The organism is Cupriavidus oxalaticus (genome assembly GCF_004768545.1).
Classification (GTDB): Bacteria; Pseudomonadota; Gammaproteobacteria; order Burkholderiales; family Burkholderiaceae; genus Cupriavidus; species Cupriavidus oxalaticus_A.
This window is the reverse complement of sequence record NZ_CP038635.1, coordinates 2054767-2070125: the sequence shown is the minus strand read 5'-3', so window position 1 is coordinate 2070125 and position 15359 is coordinate 2054767. Positions and strand designations below refer to the sequence as shown.

The following is a 15359-nucleotide window of genomic DNA, read 5'->3' as shown; positions in this document are numbered from 1 at the left end:
GAGGATAGAGAATGACATCGTTGTCGACATCGTTGGAAAAAGCCTCGGACAACTACTTTGCCAGGATGCGGCGCGGGCAGGTGCCGCCACCGCCGATCTGCGCATTGCTTGGCGGCAATATCGGCGCGGTCGACCTGCAAGCGGGAACGCTGGAATCCGCCTATCAGGCCACGCCGGCTTTCCTGAACCCGGCCGGCCAGGTGCAGGGCGGCATGCTGGGAGCGATGCTCGACGACGTGACTGCCATGCTGGTGACGGCTACGCTGGGCGCTGAGGAATTCTGTGCAACGCTGAACCTCAACCTCTCCTTCCTGCGGCCGGCCAGAGCAGGCGAATTGCTCGGGCGCGCCAGGCTGGAGCGCCGCGGCAAGAACGTCTGTTACGTTGCGGCGGAGCTGCTGCAGGACGGCCGGGCGGTCGCCACCGCGACGGCAACGTGCATGCTCGTCAGCCGGGCATCGGGCTGACCGGACGCGGCAGCCTTCAGCGCTTGCCGCCCGCTTGCGCCGCGAACGTCCGCCATTCGCGGAACACGGCGTCGAGGCATGCCGCCGTCTCGCAGCCGTCACGCTTCTTGCGGAACGCGGCAACCTCGGCCTCCGTGATCGTGCCGGCCTTCAGCTGCCGCTGCTGGTCGGCATAAATGCGCTGATAGCCCATCGAAAACAGCGCCGACTCGCAGATCAGCCGCTGCGAGGGCGCGCGGCCCGCGGGCGCGGCCGACGGGTCGCAGTCGATATCGGTCGCAGCATGGGCGGTGCCGGCGAGCGCAACGGCAATGGCGGCAATGCAGCAGCGCACAAAGCGGGAGCGGAAAAAGCGGAAGCGGAGAAAGCGGGTCATGACGGGTTATGCAGCGGCACGGCCTGACGGCGCTGTGGTGCCGAACTGCTTGCGGTAGGCGGAAGGTGAAATGGCAAAGGTCTGGGCAAAGTGCTGGCGCAACGAAACCGCCGAGCCGAACCCGACTAGGCCGGCGATCACGTCGATGCTCTTGCTGGTGGTCTCCAGCAGCCGCTGCGCCGCGGTGAGCCGGTGGTTCAGCACCCACTGCGTCACCGTGGTGCCGGTCTTGGCCTTGAAGCGCCGCGTGAAATTGCGCCGGCTCATGCCCGCCTTGTCGGCCAGCAGGTCAAGCGTCAGCGGCTGTTCCAGGTGCTCGATGGCCCAATCGAGCGTGGTGCTCAGCTTGTCGGCGCCGGCCGTCTGCGGCAGCGGCTGCTCGATGTACTGCGCCTGCCCGCCATGCCGGTGCGGCGCCACCACCATGCGGCGGGCCACGCGGTTGGCGACGTCCGCGCCATGGTCGCGGCGCACCAGGTGCAGGCAGCAGTCCAGCGCGGCGGCGGTGCCCGCCGACGTGAGGATGCTGTCATCGTCGATATAGAGCGAACGGCGGTCGAGCCGGACCCTGGGATAGCGCGCGGCGAAGTCATCGGCCCAGACCCAGTGGGTGGCCGCCGGCCGGCCGTCGAGCAGGCCGGCCTCGGCGACCACGAAGGTGCCCAGGCACAGCCCGGCGATGCGCGCGCCGCGGGCGCTGGCGGCCTGCAGCGCCGCCAGCAGGGCCGGCGACGGACGTTCCGCCGGGTCGCGCCAGGCCGGCATGATGACGGTATCGGCCTGTTCCAGCGCGCAGAGGTCGTGCTCGACCTCGATGCGGAAGCCCGACATGGTCCGGATCAGGCCGGTCTGCTCGCCGCAGATCAGCAGTCGGTAGCGCGGCACGCCCAGATTGGCGAGATCGTCGCCGAACACGATGCAGGGCACGGACAGGTGGAACGGGCTGATGCCTTCGAAGGCAATCACGGCGACGGTGTGCATCGCTTCCTCGCAGGCAGGGGGGCGTCTGAAGTTGGCCCGATTCTAGCGGATGTTGTCCATCGGGACGCTTTCGGGGCGGCGGCGGTCGTTGGAAACTGCGTGCAGCGATGTGCCATGGCGGCAATCCCGCCAGGCAGGCGCGCTCCCTTCCATCACGATGAAGACAGCGAGGACAACGATGACACACCCGACGATCCGCACCCTGGCCGGTGCCAGCGCCCCCACCGCGATCGCAGCCGCCAGCACGGCGCTGCTGGTGATCGATTTCCAGAACGAATACTTCGACGGCAAGCTGCCGATCCCGGATGGCGCGGCCGCGCTCGGCAACGCGCGGCGCCTGGTGGCGCATGCGGACGCCGCCGGCATTCCCGTGTTCCACGTCCAGCACCTGGCGCCGGCGGGCAGCCCCGTCTTTGCGGAGCAGGGCGCCAGCGCGGCGTTCCACCAGGACCTGCAGCCCGCAGGCCACCATACGGTGGTGCAGAAGACTTCGGTCAGCGTGTTTCCGACCACCGACCTGGACCAGCGCCTCAAGGCCGCCGGCATCAGGACGCTGGTCATCACCGGGTTGATGACGCACGCCTGCGTCGCTGGCGCCGCGCGCGACGCGGTGCCGCTGGGCTATGGCGTGATCGTGGCGGAAGACGCCTGCGCGACGCGCGACCTGGACCGGCGCGGCGGCGTGGTGCGGCATCCTGACCTTCACCAGGCGGCGCTGGCGAGCATCGAGGATACCTTTGGCGATGTGCTGACGACGGAGCAGGTGCTGAAGCTGCCGGTGGTCTGACCGCGGCGCTGCGCGGTCGCCAGCCTACTGTTGCCCCGTGGCGTGTCCCTTTGCCAACCGCACCGGATCCACGAGTCGGTCGAATGCCTCGCCGCTCAGCAATCCCAGCGCAATCGCCGCTTCCCGCGGCGAGACGCCTTGTGCCAGCGCGACTTTGGTGATCTGCGCCGCGCGGTCATAGCCCAGCACCGGGTTGAGCGCGGTGACCGCCAGCAGCGGGTTGTCCAGGTTGCGCGCCAGCCGTTCGGCGTTGACCGCCAGCCCCTGCACCAGCCGCAGGGCGAATACGCGCGCACCATCGGCCAGCACGCGGATCGACTGCAGCACGTTGTAGATCAGCACCGGCTTGGCCACGTTCAGTTCGAAGCTGCCGGAGGCGCCCGCCATGGTCACGGTGACGTGGTTGCCGGCCACCTGCATGGCGGCCTGCGCCACGACCTCGGCGATGGTCGGGTTGCGCTTGCCGGGCATGATCGACGAAGTCAGGCCATCGTCCGGCAGCACCAGCTCGCCCAGCCCGCAGCGCGGGCCCGAGCCCAGCCAGCGCAGGTCGTTGGCGATCTTGGTGAGGGAGACGGCGATCACGTTGAGCACGCCCGACAGCTCGACCAGCGCATCGTGCGCGGCCATGCCCTCGACCTTGCAGGGATTGGAGCGGAAGGAATGGCCGGTGAGCTGACTGGCTTCCTCGCAGAAGGCCTCGGCAAAACCCGCCGGGGCGTTCAGGCCGGTGCCGGCCGCGGTGCCGCCTTGCGGCAGCACCAGCAGGCGCGGCAGGGCGCCGCGCACGCGTTCGATGGCGTTGTCTACCTGCGCGGCAAAGCCGTCGAACGCCTGCCCCATGGTCATGGGCACGGCGTCCATCAGGTGCGTGCGCGCAATCTTGAGCATATCGGCAAAGGCCAGGGCGCGCTCGCGCAGGGTGTCGCGCAGCATCACCAGGGCAGGTAGCAGCCGGTCTTCCAGTTCCAGCACCGCGCTCAGGTGCATGACCGTCGGAAAGCTGTCGTTGGACGACTGCGACGCGTTGACGTGGTCGTTCGGGTGCACCGGCGCGCGCGTGCCCAGGGGTTGGCCCAGCCGCTCGTTGGCGCGGTTGGCGATGACCTCGTTGGCATTCATGTTGGTCTGCGTGCCCGATCCGGTCTGCCAGATCGTCAGCGGGAAATGGCTGTCGAAGCGGCCACAGCGCAGCTCGGCGGCGGCGTCGACGATCGCCTCGGCAATGGCGGCGTCGAGCGCGCCGCAACGCAGGTTGGCCCTGGCCGCCGCCATCTTGTGCACGCCGAAGGCATGGACCAGGCAGTCGGGAAAACGCTCTTCGCCGATCTCGAAGATCGCCAGCGCCCGCTGCGTCTGGGCGCCCCAGTAGCGGTCGGCGGGGATGTCGAGCGGACCGAAGGCGTCGTGTTCTACGCGATATGCTGTCATGGTTGCTCAGTCCAGCGCTCAGTCCAGCGAGATATTGGCCCTGGCCGCCACTGCCTTCCAGCGCGTGATCTCGGCCTGGGTGTGCTTGCCGAGCGCGCCGGCGGTGTATTGCTCAGGCGGCAGCATCTGGATCGCCTGCGCGGTCATCTTGCCGGTGAAGGCCTTGTCGGCAATGACCTTCAGGTAGGCCTGCTGCATCTTGTCGATGACGGCCTGCGGCGTGCCCCTGGGCGCGTAGATGCCGTACCACGTGCTGGCCTCGAAGCCGGCCAGTCCCGATTCGGCCAGCGTGGGTACGTCCTTGAGCTGCGCCACGCGGGTCGCGGAGGTGACCGCCAGCGGCCGCACCTTGGATTCGGTGATCTGCGGCAGCGCCGTATTGGTCTGGTCGAACATGCCGTCGACCTGCCCGCCGATCACGTCGATCAGCGCCGGGCCGGCCCCCTTGTACGGCACCAGCGATACCTGCATGCCCGCCGACGCCGCGAACAGCGCCGCCACCAGGTGCGAGGTGGAGCCCATGCCGGCATTGCTCAGGTTGAGCTTGCCGGGGTTCTTCTTGCCGAACTCGACCAGGTCGCGCACGTTTTTCGCGGGATGGTCCTTGCGCACCATCAGCACCATCGGCGTATCCGGGAAGCGGAACACCGGCGCGAAGTCCTTGACCGGGTCGTAGGACAGTTTCTTGTACAACGCCGGCGCGGCGCCCATGTAGCCCATGTGCCCGACCAGCATGGTGTAGCCGTCAGCCGGCGCGCGCGCCGCCTTGGCCGTGCCGACGGTGCCGCCGGCGCCCGGCGAGTTGTCGATGATGATCGACTGGCCGACCTCGCGCGAGACCCGCTCGGCAATGGTGCGCGCCAGCGCATCGGTGGGGCCGCCGGCCGCGAACGGGACGATCCAGGTGATCGGCTTGCTGGGCCAGGCCTGTGCCAGTGCCGGGGTTGCGGCCACGGCCGTGGCGAGTGCCAGTGCCGCGCAGGCGGCCACTTTGCGGATGGGGTTCATGGCTTTGTCTCCTTGGATTGATTGGTAATGCGGGTCGGCCTGCTGCCTCAGGCCGCGGATTGCTTTCGGGACAGCGCGACGGCGCGGTCGACCATCTGCGGCGCGAGGCCGAGGTAGTTGGCCGGATCGGTCATCCGGTCGATGGCGGCGCGGTCGAAGTGCTTCGTCACGGCCGGCAGCGCGGCCAGCGCGTCGGCCAGCGTGCCGCCGTGCTCGTTGACCGTGCGGCAGGCGTCGTAGACCACGTCGTGGGCCTGCTGGCGGCCGATATGCGGGGCCATCCCCATCATCACAGCCTCGGCCACGATCAGGCCGTTGGTGATACCCAGGTTGTGCTTCATGCGGGCTTCGTCGACGACCAGGTCGCCCAGCGCGAACTTCGCCTGGTGCAGCGCGCCGGCGGTCAGGATGAAGCTCTCGGGGATGGCAATCCATTCCGCATGCCAGGGTCCGGTGGCGCGCTCGAAGTCCTGCACCATCGCGTCGACCATCAGCCCGGCGTGCTGGCGCACCGCCTTGGATGCGGCCAGCATCAGCTCGCTGGAAATCGGGTTGCGCTTCTGCGGCATGGTGCTGCTGGCACCGCGGCCCTTGACGAAGGGCTCGTACACCTCGGCGAATTCGGTCGACGCCATGATCATGATGTCGAGCGCGATCTTGCCCAGCGAGCCGGTGATGAGCGCGAGCAGGTTGACCGCTTCGGCAAAGCCGTCGCGTGCCACGTGCCAGGTGGTGGCCGGCACGCCGAGGCCCAGCTCCTGCGCCAGCGCTTCCTGCACTGCGAAGCCCTTGTTGCCATCTTGTCGGCCGAGCGATGCCAGCGTGCCGGCCGCGCCCGCGAACTCGACCACGGCCACACGCGGACGCAGTTCGGCCAGGCGCTGCTGGTGGCGGTCGAACATGGCCAGCCAGATCGCCGCCTTATAGCCGAAGGTCACCGGCAGCGCCTGCTGCAGGTGGGTGCGGCCGGCCATCGGCGTGTCGCGGTGCCTGACCGCCAGGTCGGCCAGGATGCCGCGCAGCGCGCGGATATCGGCGTCGATGCTGTCGAGCGCGTCGCGCACCTGCAGCGCGACCGCGGTGTCCATGATGTCCTGCGTGGTGGCGCCCCAGTGCACATAGCGTCCGGCGTCGCCGCACATCGCCACCAGCTGGTGTACCAGGGGCAGGATCGGATAGCCGACAATGTCGGTTTCCTCGCGCATGTGGTCGAAGTCGATGCGCTCCAGGCGCGACTCGCGGGCGATGACCTCGGCCGCTTCCGCGGGGATGATGCCGACCCTGGCCTCGGCCTTGGCCAGCGCGACCTCGACGTCGATATAGCGCTGGATCAGGGCCACATCGGAGAAAATCTGGCGCATCCCGGCGGTGCCGAAGGCATCGCGGAACAGGATCGAGTCAACGACAGTACTGGCCGTAGGGGCAAGGAACAGGGTCATGGGGCTACCTTGAGGAAAAGAGGGTAGTTCGTTAATATGTTCGAACATATCCACCATTAAATATGTTCGAACATATTTAGGAAAGGAGGGTAAACCCGTGTCCTACGAGGCCGCGGGCAGGCGGTCATGAGCAAAACCAATCCGGCAGAGATCAGCAAACAACTTATCGAGGGCATCACCTCCGGCCGCTACGCGGTCGGATCGCTGCTGCCCACCGAATTCGAGCTGTGCGAGCAGTACCAGGCCAGCCGCTACACCATCCGCGCGGTGTTGCAGGAACTGCAGCAGCTGGGGCTGGTGTCGCGGCGCAAGAACGTGGGCACGCGCGTGGAATCGGCGCGGCCGCGGCCGGTGTTCCGGCCCTCGCTGGCGTCGGTGGACGACCTGATGCAGTTCGCCGCCGAGCACCTGCGCGTGGTGCAGTCGGTGGATGAGGTCGCGGTGACCGCCGAGGTGGCGGCCGAGATCGGCTGCGAGCCGGGTGCGCGCTGGCTGCGGATTTCCAGCCTGCGGATGGATGGCGGCGAGGGCGGCACGCCGATGGCATGGACCGACATCTACGTGGATCCTGCCTATGCCGAGCTTGGCGAACTGGTGCGCGCGTCGCCGGACATGCTGGTCAGCACGCTGATGGAGTCGCGCTATGACCGGCAGATCGCGGAGATCCGCCAGGACGTGCGCGCGTTTGCGCTCGGTGAGGGGCGCATCGCCGAAGCGCTCAGGCTGGAACCTGGCGCGGCCGCGTTGAAGATCGTGCGGCGCTACCTGGACGCCGCCGGCGAGACCTTCGAAGTCTCGGTTACGGTACACCCCGCCGACAGTTTTTCTGTTTCGATGCGCTTGCAGCGCTCGGCGGGGTAGGGATTGCCGCAGCCGCCGTGCGGCGGCTCTATGCTGAAGTGGGAGCGCCAGCGGACATGCACCATCCACACCTTCAGCCAGGCACACTTTGGCCGGCCATTGTCCGACGGACAGCGCACGCCCTGCAGAGCGGCGCATTATGTCCGATCGAGACCATCCAGACGGTAATCGAGGACGGCGGCGTGCGCTTCCTGGTGCGCGAGGTGTCGAGCCTGCGGAGCAAGGACAAGGCTCGCAAGGGGGGCAGTGCCGGCGGCAATCCGTTCCTGCCCTATGACGCTGAACTGTTTGTCACGGATATCTCCGACGGCCATGTGGCCCTGCTGAACAAGTTCTACGTCATCGAACATCACCTGCTGATCGTCACCCGCTGCTTCGAACCGCAGGAATCACTACTGACCCTCCCGGACTTTGCCGCACTGCTTGCTTGCATGGCGGAGTTCCCAAGCCTGGGCTTCTACAACGGCGGGGCGGCCGCCGGTGCGAGCCAGGCCCACAAGCACCTGCAGCTCGTGCCGCTGCCTCTGGCCGCAGGCAGTCCATTGCCGATCGATACCCTGCTGCAGCCGGCGCGGATCAGCGGCGACCCAGGCGCCATCCGCGCCGTCCCGGGCCTTCCGTTTGCGCACGCATTCGCACCACTGGACCTGGTTGCGGCGCCCCCGCACGAGCTGGCGTGCACGGCCTGCGAGCGCTACCGCGCATTGCTCGATTCGGTTGGCGTACGGACGCTGCATGTCGATGGCACATTGCTTCAGTCGGCGCCATACAACCTGCTGGTCATGCCTGCCGGGCTGCTGCTGGTGCGCAGGGCCAGGGAATGCGTGGAAGGCATCGCGCTCAATGCCCTCGCATTTGCCGGCTCGTTGTTTGTCCGGGATGCAGCGCAGAGACGCACGGTTGAGAGGCTTGGCCCGATGAGTCTCCTCCGGCGCGCCGCGGCAGACGGTGAGACGGGTGGGGAGGGGTAGCCATGCAATGCCCGACAGGACACGCCTGTCCGCCTGCCAACGCAACGCCATTATGTAAGCAAATGTTATATACATGACGTTTAATGCACATTAAGGCGTGGGCTTCACTTCACCTCTGGTAAGTCCCTAGGGACGAAATTAGAGCAAGTCCTCTAATCTTTGCGTTGGTCTTTGTGCAGTGCACCAAGGCCCATAACCGTTTGGAAAACCACGCTCGACCGGTGCGTTGTAGCCTTGCGGCAGGCGACACCCGGCGACTACAAGAGGCATACCCAATCCATGTCCTTTTTTACGTCCGATCAGTTTGCGGCAGTCCATAAGAACAACCTGACCAACCTGGCCAAGCTGTCGAACTCCACCCTCGAAGGGATCCAGAAGCTGACGGAACTGAACCTGCAGGCGGCCAAGGCAGCCATGGCTGAAGGGCAGGTAATCCTGCAGGCCGTGTCGGCCAACCAAGATCCGGGGTTGTCAGTTCAAGGCAATGTGCCGCAATCTGCTGCGGACAAAGCCATCGAGTATGCGCGCCACGTGTGCGAGATCGCATCGCAGGCCCAGGCCGACCTGGCCAGGGCCGTTGAAGAGCAATACGAGCAGCAGCAGCGCAATGTGCAGGCCTTCGTCGATGCCTTCGTGAAAAATGCCCCGGCCGGTTCCGAAGCCATTTCCGCCACGCTGCAGGCGACATTAGATAACGCCACGCAATCCTACCGCGCCGCGCAAGCCCTGAGCCAGCAGCTGGCCGGCCTGGCTTCCGCCACGTTTACCGCAACCCCCGGCGCGGCTACGGGCCCGGATCGCCAGCCAACGCAGCGCTAGTCCGCCGGATCGAGCGGCGCGCGCCGGCCTGGCCGGTATCCATCCAAGAAGAAACTCGGTCATCGATCGGCTCCCCCCTTGCCGCATGGCGCCGGCAGGGGCTGCAGCCGTTGCGGTAAGCCGTTAAGTCGGCCTGCCATTCCCGGCAGGTCAGGGGTCTTTTACTTTGCAAGAAGAGAGAATCAGCATGACGAAGAAAATCGCATTGGTTACCGGCGGCATGGGTGGCCTGGGAGAGGCCATTTCCATCCGCTTGCATGACGCGGGCTATACGGTGGTGGTTACGCATTCGCCGGGCAACACCAAGGTCCAGGAATGGCTGGCATCCATGGCCGCCGGCGGCCGCGAGATCCGCGCATACGAGGTCGATGTGGCGGACTACGAGAGCTGCCAGGCAGGCATGGCACGGATCCTGGCCGAGTTCGGCCGCGTCGACATCCTGGTGAACAACGCCGGCATCACGCGGGACATGGCGTTCAGGAAGATGGACAAGCCAAACTGGGATGCGGTGATCAGGACCAATCTCGACTCCGTGTTCAATGTCACCAAGCCCCTCTGCGAGGGCATGGTGGAGCGCGGGTGGGGCCGGATCATCAACATCTCGTCAGTCAACGCTTCCAAGGGCGCCTTTGGCCAGACCAACTATTCCGCGGCCAAGGCCGGCATGCATGGCTTCACCAAGGCCCTGGCCCTGGAGGTCGCCAGGAAAGGCGTGACGGTCAACACGGTATCGCCGGGCTACCTGGCCACCAAGATGGTGACGGCCGTGCCGAAGGAGATCATGGACAGCAAGATCCTGCCGCAGATTCCGATGGGGCGCCTGGGCAAGCCCGAGGAAGTGGCGGGACTGGTCGCTTTCCTTTGCTCGGAGGATGCGGCTTACCTGACTGGTGCGAATCTCGCCATCAACGGCGGTCAGCATATGGACTGACGTAGGGATGGGCGGTCGGGGCGCCGTCAATGGCTATATCGCCGGCTATGCGGCAGCCGTGATTGCCGGCCTCGGATTCCAAAGAAAATGCCCGCCGTGATCCGCGGCGGGCATTCCTTGGCAACGAACCCGGTGGCGGCGCGCCGGCCTTACTCCAGCTTCGCGCCCGAACGCTCGACGATGTCCTTCCACTTCTTGTAGTCCGACTGCACCAGCTCGGAGAACTCCCTGGTCGTCATCAGCTTGGCTTCCGCGCCTTGCTCCTGGATCGCCTGGATCATCGCCGGCGTGGCCAGGACCTTGTTCACTTCGGCATGGATGCGGTTGACCACCTCGGGCGGCGTCCTGGCCGGGGCGAACAGGCCGTACCAGGTGCTGACGTCCACCTGCTTGTAGCCGCTTTCCGCCACGGTGGGCACGTCAGGCAGCGACGTGCTGCGCGTGGCCGAGGTCACGGCCAGCGCGCGCAGCTTGCCCGCCTTGACCTGCGCCAGCGCCGACGGCACCGATGCCACCATCAGGTCGACGTTGCCGGCCAGCGCGTCCATCATCGCCGCGTTGGAGCCCTTGTAGGGCACGTGCAGCAGCTTGATCCCCGCCGCATGGCTGAAGATCTCGGCAGCCAGGTGGATGGTGGTGCCGTTGCCGGGCGAACCATACTTGACTGCGCCCGGTGCGCTGCGCGCGGCGGTGACCACGTCGGCCAGCGTCTTGAAGCGCGAATTGGCCGACGTGACGATCACGATCGGGGTGTAGGCGACATGGCTGATCGCGACCAGGTCGCGGTTCGGCACATAAGTGACCGACTTGTACAGCCACGGCGCGACCACCAGATTGTCCTTCTGGCCCATCACCAGCTCATAACCGGTCGGCGCTGCCCGGACCGCCTCGGCGATGCCCAGCGTGCCGCCGGCGCCCGGCTTGTTGTCCGGCACGAAATTCCACTTGGTGGCCTGGCCGACCTGCGTTGCCACCAGGCGGGACAGGATGTCGGTGCCGCCGCCGGGCGGGAACGGGATCACTAGCCGGATCGGCTTGGTCGGAAAGCTGGCCGGGGTCTGCGCGTGGGCGCTCGTCAGTCCGCATGCCACCAGCAGGGTGGCAAAGAGGGCCTTCAACATCTTGTTTCTCCTCGATCGAAATCTTGCGGGGCGGACCCTGGCTTGCTGCCTGTGAACCTGTCGGATTGCGGCGGTGTCGGGCACTGGAACGGCCCGGAGCGGATGGCGGGGAACGTCTGGATCGTGCGGTGGCGAGGCAAGCGCAGGGGTCTCGGCCCTGGTCGCGAGCCGACATTTTCGCATATTAGGTATGCGTTGGCCCGATATCGCCTTCGGGCAGCGTGGGTCCTGTTGCGTTGGCGCGCTCAGCCGGCCAGCGCGCGGCAGAGCGATGGCAGGTCGCTGAGGATCAGGTGCGGGCGCGCGCCGCCGCGTTGCCATTGCGCCGTGTGCGGGCCGTCCGGGCGCACCAGCCACGCGGCCTGCAGCCCCGCGCCGAGTGCGCCGACGATGTCGAGGTCGGGATCGTCGCCGACATGCAGCATCTGTTCCGGCGGCGTGTCGACTGCCGCGGCCGCCGCATGGAAGATCGCCGCCGCCGGCTTGGCCGTGCCGAACGTTCCGGCGCTGAGCGCCGCGCGGAAGAAGTGATGGCCGCCGGTGACCTTCAGGTCGGCGTTGCCGTTGGACACGGCCACCAGCGGGAAGCGTTCGCTGAGCCATTCCAGCGCGGGCAGCGCGTCCTCGAAGAATTCGACCTGCTGCCGCGCGGCAAAGAAGGCGTCGTATGCGTCTTCTGCCAGGCTAGCGTCCTCGCCGGCCATCTCCAGCGCCAGCAGGATCGAGCCGAGGCGCAGCGCACGGTAGTCATGCGCAAGGTGCGGGTTGCGGCCTTCATAGCTCGCGCGCAGGTCGCGCAGCACCGCGGGCGAGGTCAGCACCCCGGCTGTCTTCGGCGCGTGCTGCAGCAGCCAGGCCAGCAGCGTCGCCTCGGCGCGGGCCACGGCGGGGCCGAACGGCCACAGGGTGTCGTCGAGATCGAAGGAGATGGCGGAGACCTTGGACAGGCGCATGGGGCGGGGACGCTGCGGATTGGCGAGGGCGATGGGGTCTGGTAGCTTACCACCGCACGGGCCCCGTTTCCGTCGCTCGTTTCCGCCGGCCATTTCCGCCGGCCGTTTCCGATGTGCCGGCCGCGCCATAATCTCGCACCGCCCGCATCTTGTGGCGGGAATCCGCCAGCGTGTTCGAGCCCGATTATGCGACCGAGGCGTCGCGGCGCGGCGACTCCACCGTGCGCGTGCACCTGCGCAACTACGATGCCGCGCGCCTGCAGCGCTTCTGGCATGCGTGGTGCGCAGATACGACGTACAACCTGACCTACCGGAATTGCGCCGTCAGCGTGGCGCGCGCGCTCGAAGCCGCGGTGGAAGGCGCCTTGATGCGCAGGCGAGGGCAGCGGCAGTCGTGGACGCTGCTGCTGCAGACGCTGTGCATGCCGGAGCTATGGCTGGCCGCACAGATCCGCAAGCGCGGCAAGACCATGGCGTGGACGCCGGGGCTGGTGCGTGACTACGCGCGTGCACTGAGCCTGCTGGTCGATCCGCATCCGCACCCGCATGCGCACCCGCGCCGGTTGTGGCGGCTCGGCATCGCTGCGATGAATCGCTGGCGCCGGCAGCGGCGGCAATGGCGCGCGGCCGACCACCGCGTGCACGCGGAATAGCGCGCGTACGCGTGGTCGTCTTCAATGCAAGCGCTGGCTACTTGCCCTGCCGCTGACCCGGCTTGCGGCTTGCATCGCCCTGGTGTTGCCTGCTTGGGTCCTGGTTCTTGAAGCCGCCATAGCTGCTCTGGCCCGGATCTTCGCTGCGGCTCTTGATGTCGCGCGCGTCGCGGTCGGTCCTGACGCCCGGATTGGGCTGGGCCCCAGGCGCATTCCGCTGTTCCTTCTGCGTTGCCATATCGCTCTCCTGTGGGTTGGCCGGAACCGATGGAGTTGCAACATCCATGCCGTGGCGGGCAGGGCGCTGCAGACTCCGGCAGAGCTGTGCCGGAGGGCGTTGCGCCCTGGGTTTCCGTGCCTCCCGCTGAACATCTTGCCGCCCGTTGTAGAAATGAAACCCGTCGCGGGCGATGCGGTAACAGGCGTGTTCTAACATCTCTGTTCCCGCGCTCCGGTGACGTGGCACGAGCCGAACTTTCGCGCCGCCGGGGTGTCGTTAGCTCCATAACCGTGCAACCCGCAATGAACAGGACGACGCATGAACCTTGACCTCCTCCTCGATCATCCCTGGTTCGGCACGTGGACCGCCGCGCTGGTCGCCGTCATCGTCGCGCTGATCGCGCATCGCCTTGGCGGCCTGGTGCTGTTGCGCATTACGCGCGCCACGCCGGTGCTGCATGCCATCGCGATCAAGTCGCGCGCGCCGGCCAAGGCGGTGCTGCCGCTGCTGGCGTTGCAGGCAGTTTGGCAGGCGGCGCCGGACGACCTGCGCTGGATCGACAACGTGCGTCATCTGAACGGCCTGCTGATGATCATCGCCATGACCTGGCTGGCGGCGCGCGTCATTGCGGGCTTTGCGCAGGGCGTGCTGGAACGGCACCCGGTCGATGTGGCGGACAACATGGGCGCGCGGCGCATCCACACGCAGACTCGGGTGCTTTCGCGCATCGCCATGTCGCTGGTGATCGTGATCGGCGCGTCGATGGTGCTGATGACCTTCCCCGGCGCTCGGCAGGTCGGCGCCAGCCTGCTGGCCTCGGCCGGCGTGGTCGGCCTGATCGCGGGCTTTGCCGCCAAGCCGGTGTTCAGCAACCTGATCGCCGGCCTGCAGCTGGCGCTGACCCAGCCGATCCGGCTGGACGATGTGCTGATCGTCGAGGGCGAGTGGGGCCGCGTGGAGGAGATCACCGGCACTTACGTGGTGCTGCGGATCTGGGACGATCGCCGCCTCATCATTCCGCTGCAGTACTTCATCGAGAAGCCGTTCCAGAACTGGACCCGCAGCAGCGCGGAGCTGCTGGGCTCGGTGTTCTTCCACGTGGACTACGGCATGCCGCTGGCACCGCTGCGCAAGGAGCTGGAGCGCATCGTCCACGCGGCGCCCGAATGGGACCGGCGCTTCTTCAACCTGGTGGTGACCGATGCGACCGAGCGCACCATGCAGCTGCGCGTGCTGTGCACCGCGGCGTCATCCGGCCTGGCGTGGGACTTGCGCTGCGTCGTGCGCGAAGGGCTGATCGACTTCATGCAGCGCGAGTATCCGCAGTTCCTGCCTCGCCTTCGCATTGAAGGGGAGGGTGAGGGCAAGGGAGATGCCGCGGTTCGCGGCGCCGCCGTGCACATGGCGTAAAGCGGTGTGCACGGCAACGACCCTTGCCGTGCGGATCAGAAATCTACCTTTTCTCCCGGCTGCGGCACGATCACGCGCGTGACCGCGCCGGCGCCCAGCGCGGTGGTGAATTCCTCCGGCGTGCCGCGCAGCTGCGGTGAAGTCTGATAGTGGATCGGGATGGCAAAGCGAGGCCGGATCATGTCGCGCACCGCGATCGCCGCGTCCTGCGGCCCCATGGTGAAGTGGTCGCCGATCGGGATCAGCACCAGGTCGGGGCGGTAGCGGTCGCCGATCAGCCGCATGTCGCCGAACAGGCCGGTATCGCCCATGTGCCAGATGCGGAAGCCGTTCTCCATCTCGACGATGTAGCCGACCGGTTCGCCGCCATAGTGGGTTTCGTCCTTGCCGGTGGCCGGGTTCTTCATCACCAGTTCGGACGAGTGCTCGGCGTGTACCGCGGTGATCTTGGGTCCGGTCTGGCCGAACGGCATCACGGTGCCGCTCTTGCCAAAGCGCTGCACCAGCGCGGCCGGGACCATGCCGAGGTTGATCAGTGCCTGCCCCATGCCGCCTGCGTTGTAGATCGGCGCGTTGTTGAGCTGCGCGAGCGCGGGGGCGTCGCCAAGATGGTCGCTATGCGCATGGGTGACCAGGATCAGGTCGACCTTGCCCAGCGACGTCAGCTGCTTGAATCCTGCAGGGGTCTTTGGGTTGGTGGTGAGCCACGGATCGATGACGATGACCTTGCCGCCCGGCGAGGTGATGCGGATCGCGGACTGGCCGAGCCACAGGACTTCAGTCTTGCCGGCGGCGGTGGTGGGGGTGGGTACCTGCGTAACCGCGGTCGGTGTCGGCGTGGGCGTGCCGCAGGCGGCGAGTGTGGCGACGGCGGCGGTGAGTACGACTGCGCGGAATCTGATCATGGTCATTCCTTCCGTGGCGGAGTCAT

At 67.0% G+C, this 15359-nt stretch carries 17 protein-coding genes; 8 read left to right on the top strand and 9 right to left on the bottom strand.

What is annotated here, in order from left to right:
* Positions 1-11: 11 nt before the first annotated feature.
* Positions 12-467 carry a PaaI family thioesterase gene (locus tag E0W60_RS20380; protein WP_135705420.1) on the top strand — a complete coding sequence of 152 codons (456 nt, stop codon included), beginning with the start codon at positions 12-14 and terminating at the stop codon, positions 465-467.
* A gap of 16 nt (positions 468-483) precedes the next feature.
* Here E0W60_RS20380 and E0W60_RS20375 read toward each other — a convergent pair whose 3' ends face one another.
* A complete protein-coding gene (locus E0W60_RS20375) occupies positions 484-843 on the bottom strand; it encodes a hypothetical protein (RefSeq protein WP_240745877.1) in 360 nt (119 codons plus the stop codon).
* A gap of 6 nt (positions 844-849) precedes the next feature.
* Positions 850-1824 carry a GlxA family transcriptional regulator gene (locus E0W60_RS20370; protein WP_135705419.1) on the bottom strand — a complete coding sequence of 325 codons (975 nt, stop codon included), beginning with the start codon at positions 1822-1824 and terminating at the stop codon, positions 850-852.
* 178 nt (positions 1825-2002) lie between these two features.
* Between E0W60_RS20370 and E0W60_RS20365 the strand changes: the two genes are divergently transcribed.
* On the top strand, positions 2003-2611 hold the full coding sequence (locus E0W60_RS20365) for a cysteine hydrolase family protein (RefSeq protein ID WP_135705418.1): 609 nt from the start codon (positions 2003-2005) through the stop codon (positions 2609-2611).
* Between the two features lie 24 nt (positions 2612-2635).
* Here the strand turns inward: E0W60_RS20365 and E0W60_RS20360 are convergent, their stop codons facing one another.
* Genes E0W60_RS20360 through E0W60_RS20350 form a run of 3 tightly spaced genes read right to left on the bottom strand, consistent with a single transcriptional unit; the run spans position 2636 to position 6489 of the window.
* Positions 2636-4042 carry a class II fumarate hydratase gene (locus E0W60_RS20360; protein ID WP_133096378.1) on the bottom strand — a complete coding sequence of 469 codons (1407 nt, stop codon included), beginning with the start codon at positions 4040-4042 and terminating at the stop codon, positions 2636-2638.
* An 18-nt stretch (positions 4043-4060) separates the two neighbouring features.
* Positions 4061-5050: a tripartite tricarboxylate transporter substrate binding protein BugD gene (locus tag E0W60_RS20355; RefSeq protein ID WP_135705417.1), complete on the bottom strand. Its 990-nt coding sequence runs from the start codon at positions 5048-5050 to the stop codon at positions 4061-4063.
* A gap of 47 nt (positions 5051-5097) precedes the next feature.
* Entirely contained in the window at positions 5098-6489 is a 1392-nt protein-coding gene (locus E0W60_RS20350; protein WP_135705416.1) for a class-II fumarase/aspartase family protein, read from the bottom strand.
* A gap of 126 nt (positions 6490-6615) precedes the next feature.
* Here E0W60_RS20350 and E0W60_RS20345 point away from each other — a divergent pair, with 126 nt between their 5' ends.
* The 4 genes from E0W60_RS20345 (at position 6616) to phbB (ending at position 10071) form a co-directional block, all read left to right on the top strand.
* Entirely contained in the window at positions 6616-7350 is a 735-nt protein-coding gene (locus E0W60_RS20345) for a GntR family transcriptional regulator (protein WP_135705415.1), read from the top strand.
* 56 nt (positions 7351-7406) lie between these two features.
* Complete coding sequence (locus tag E0W60_RS20340; protein WP_135705414.1) at positions 7407-8321, top strand: ATP adenylyltransferase family protein; 915 nt, start codon at positions 7407-7409, stop codon at positions 8319-8321.
* Positions 8322-8555: 234 nt separating this feature from the next.
* Positions 8556-9140 carry a TIGR01841 family phasin gene (phaP, locus tag E0W60_RS20335; RefSeq protein WP_240745876.1) on the top strand — a complete coding sequence of 195 codons (585 nt, stop codon included), beginning with the start codon at positions 8556-8558 and terminating at the stop codon, positions 9138-9140.
* 187 nt (positions 9141-9327) lie between these two features.
* Positions 9328-10071 carry an acetoacetyl-CoA reductase gene (gene phbB, locus E0W60_RS20330; protein ID WP_133096373.1) on the top strand — a complete coding sequence of 248 codons (744 nt, stop codon included), beginning with the start codon at positions 9328-9330 and terminating at the stop codon, positions 10069-10071.
* Positions 10072-10220: 149 nt separating this feature from the next.
* Here phbB and E0W60_RS20325 read toward each other — a convergent pair whose 3' ends face one another.
* Both E0W60_RS20325 and E0W60_RS20320 read right to left on the bottom strand, forming a co-directional pair.
* Positions 10221-11192, bottom strand: coding sequence for a Bug family tripartite tricarboxylate transporter substrate binding protein (locus E0W60_RS20325; protein ID WP_135705413.1), 972 nt, complete (start codon positions 11190-11192; stop codon positions 10221-10223).
* A 245-nt stretch (positions 11193-11437) separates the two neighbouring features.
* Positions 11438-12145 carry an HAD-IA family hydrolase gene (locus E0W60_RS20320; RefSeq protein ID WP_135705412.1) on the bottom strand — a complete coding sequence of 236 codons (708 nt, stop codon included), beginning with the start codon at positions 12143-12145 and terminating at the stop codon, positions 11438-11440.
* Between the two features lie 170 nt (positions 12146-12315).
* Here E0W60_RS20320 and E0W60_RS20315 point away from each other — a divergent pair, with 170 nt between their 5' ends.
* Complete coding sequence (locus E0W60_RS20315; protein ID WP_195427608.1) at positions 12316-12798, top strand: hypothetical protein; 483 nt, start codon at positions 12316-12318, stop codon at positions 12796-12798.
* 37 nt (positions 12799-12835) lie between these two features.
* Here the strand turns inward: E0W60_RS20315 and E0W60_RS20310 are convergent, their stop codons facing one another.
* Positions 12836-13036 (bottom strand): hypothetical protein, encoded by a 201-nt coding sequence (locus tag E0W60_RS20310; protein ID WP_135705411.1) that lies wholly within the window; start codon positions 13034-13036, stop codon positions 12836-12838.
* Between the two features lie 300 nt (positions 13037-13336).
* On the opposite strand from E0W60_RS20310, the gene E0W60_RS20305 reads away from it, so the two are divergent.
* On the top strand, positions 13337-14428 hold the full coding sequence (locus E0W60_RS20305; protein WP_133096369.1) for a mechanosensitive ion channel family protein: 1092 nt from the start codon (positions 13337-13339) through the stop codon (positions 14426-14428).
* Between the two features lie 35 nt (positions 14429-14463).
* Here the strand turns inward: E0W60_RS20305 and E0W60_RS20300 are convergent, their stop codons facing one another.
* Complete coding sequence (locus tag E0W60_RS20300) at positions 14464-15333, bottom strand: metal-dependent hydrolase (RefSeq protein WP_135705410.1); 870 nt, start codon at positions 15331-15333, stop codon at positions 14464-14466.
* Positions 15334-15359 lie beyond the last annotated feature (26 nt).

What these genes read in the sequence shown, in the direction of transcription:
- E0W60_RS20380 (WP_135705420.1), top strand. Translation starts at nt 12, where the DNA reads ATGACATCGTTGTCGACATCGTTGGAAAAAGCCTCGGACAACTACTTT.
- E0W60_RS20345 (WP_135705415.1), top strand. Translation starts at nt 6,616, where the DNA reads ATGAGCAAAACCAATCCGGCAGAGATCAGCAAACAACTTATCGAGGGC.
- E0W60_RS20305 (WP_133096369.1), top strand. Translation starts at nt 13,337, where the DNA reads ATGAACCTTGACCTCCTCCTCGATCATCCCTGGTTCGGCACGTGGACC.
- E0W60_RS20365 (WP_135705418.1), top strand. Translation starts at nt 2,003, where the DNA reads ATGACACACCCGACGATCCGCACCCTGGCCGGTGCCAGCGCCCCCACC.
- E0W60_RS20340 (WP_135705414.1), top strand. Translation starts at nt 7,407, where the DNA reads ATGCACCATCCACACCTTCAGCCAGGCACACTTTGGCCGGCCATTGTC.
- E0W60_RS20360 (WP_133096378.1), bottom strand. Translation starts at nt 4,042, where the DNA reads ATGACAGCATATCGCGTAGAACACGACGCCTTCGGTCCGCTCGACATC.
- E0W60_RS20355 (WP_135705417.1), bottom strand. Translation starts at nt 5,050, where the DNA reads ATGAACCCCATCCGCAAAGTGGCCGCCTGCGCGGCACTGGCACTCGCC.
- E0W60_RS20375 (WP_240745877.1), bottom strand. Translation starts at nt 843, where the DNA reads ATGACCCGCTTTCTCCGCTTCCGCTTTTTCCGCTCCCGCTTTGTGCGC.
- E0W60_RS20325 (WP_135705413.1), bottom strand. Translation starts at nt 11,192, where the DNA reads ATGTTGAAGGCCCTCTTTGCCACCCTGCTGGTGGCATGCGGACTGACG.
- E0W60_RS20370 (WP_135705419.1), bottom strand. Translation starts at nt 1,824, where the DNA reads ATGCACACCGTCGCCGTGATTGCCTTCGAAGGCATCAGCCCGTTCCAC.
- E0W60_RS20310 (WP_135705411.1), bottom strand. Translation starts at nt 13,036, where the DNA reads ATGGCAACGCAGAAGGAACAGCGGAATGCGCCTGGGGCCCAGCCCAAT.
- E0W60_RS20350 (WP_135705416.1), bottom strand. Translation starts at nt 6,489, where the DNA reads ATGACCCTGTTCCTTGCCCCTACGGCCAGTACTGTCGTTGACTCGATC.
- E0W60_RS20300 (WP_135705410.1), bottom strand. Translation starts at nt 15,333, where the DNA reads ATGATCAGATTCCGCGCAGTCGTACTCACCGCCGCCGTCGCCACACTC.
- E0W60_RS20320 (WP_135705412.1), bottom strand. Translation starts at nt 12,145, where the DNA reads ATGCGCCTGTCCAAGGTCTCCGCCATCTCCTTCGATCTCGACGACACC.
- phbB (WP_133096373.1), top strand. Translation starts at nt 9,328, where the DNA reads ATGACGAAGAAAATCGCATTGGTTACCGGCGGCATGGGTGGCCTGGGA.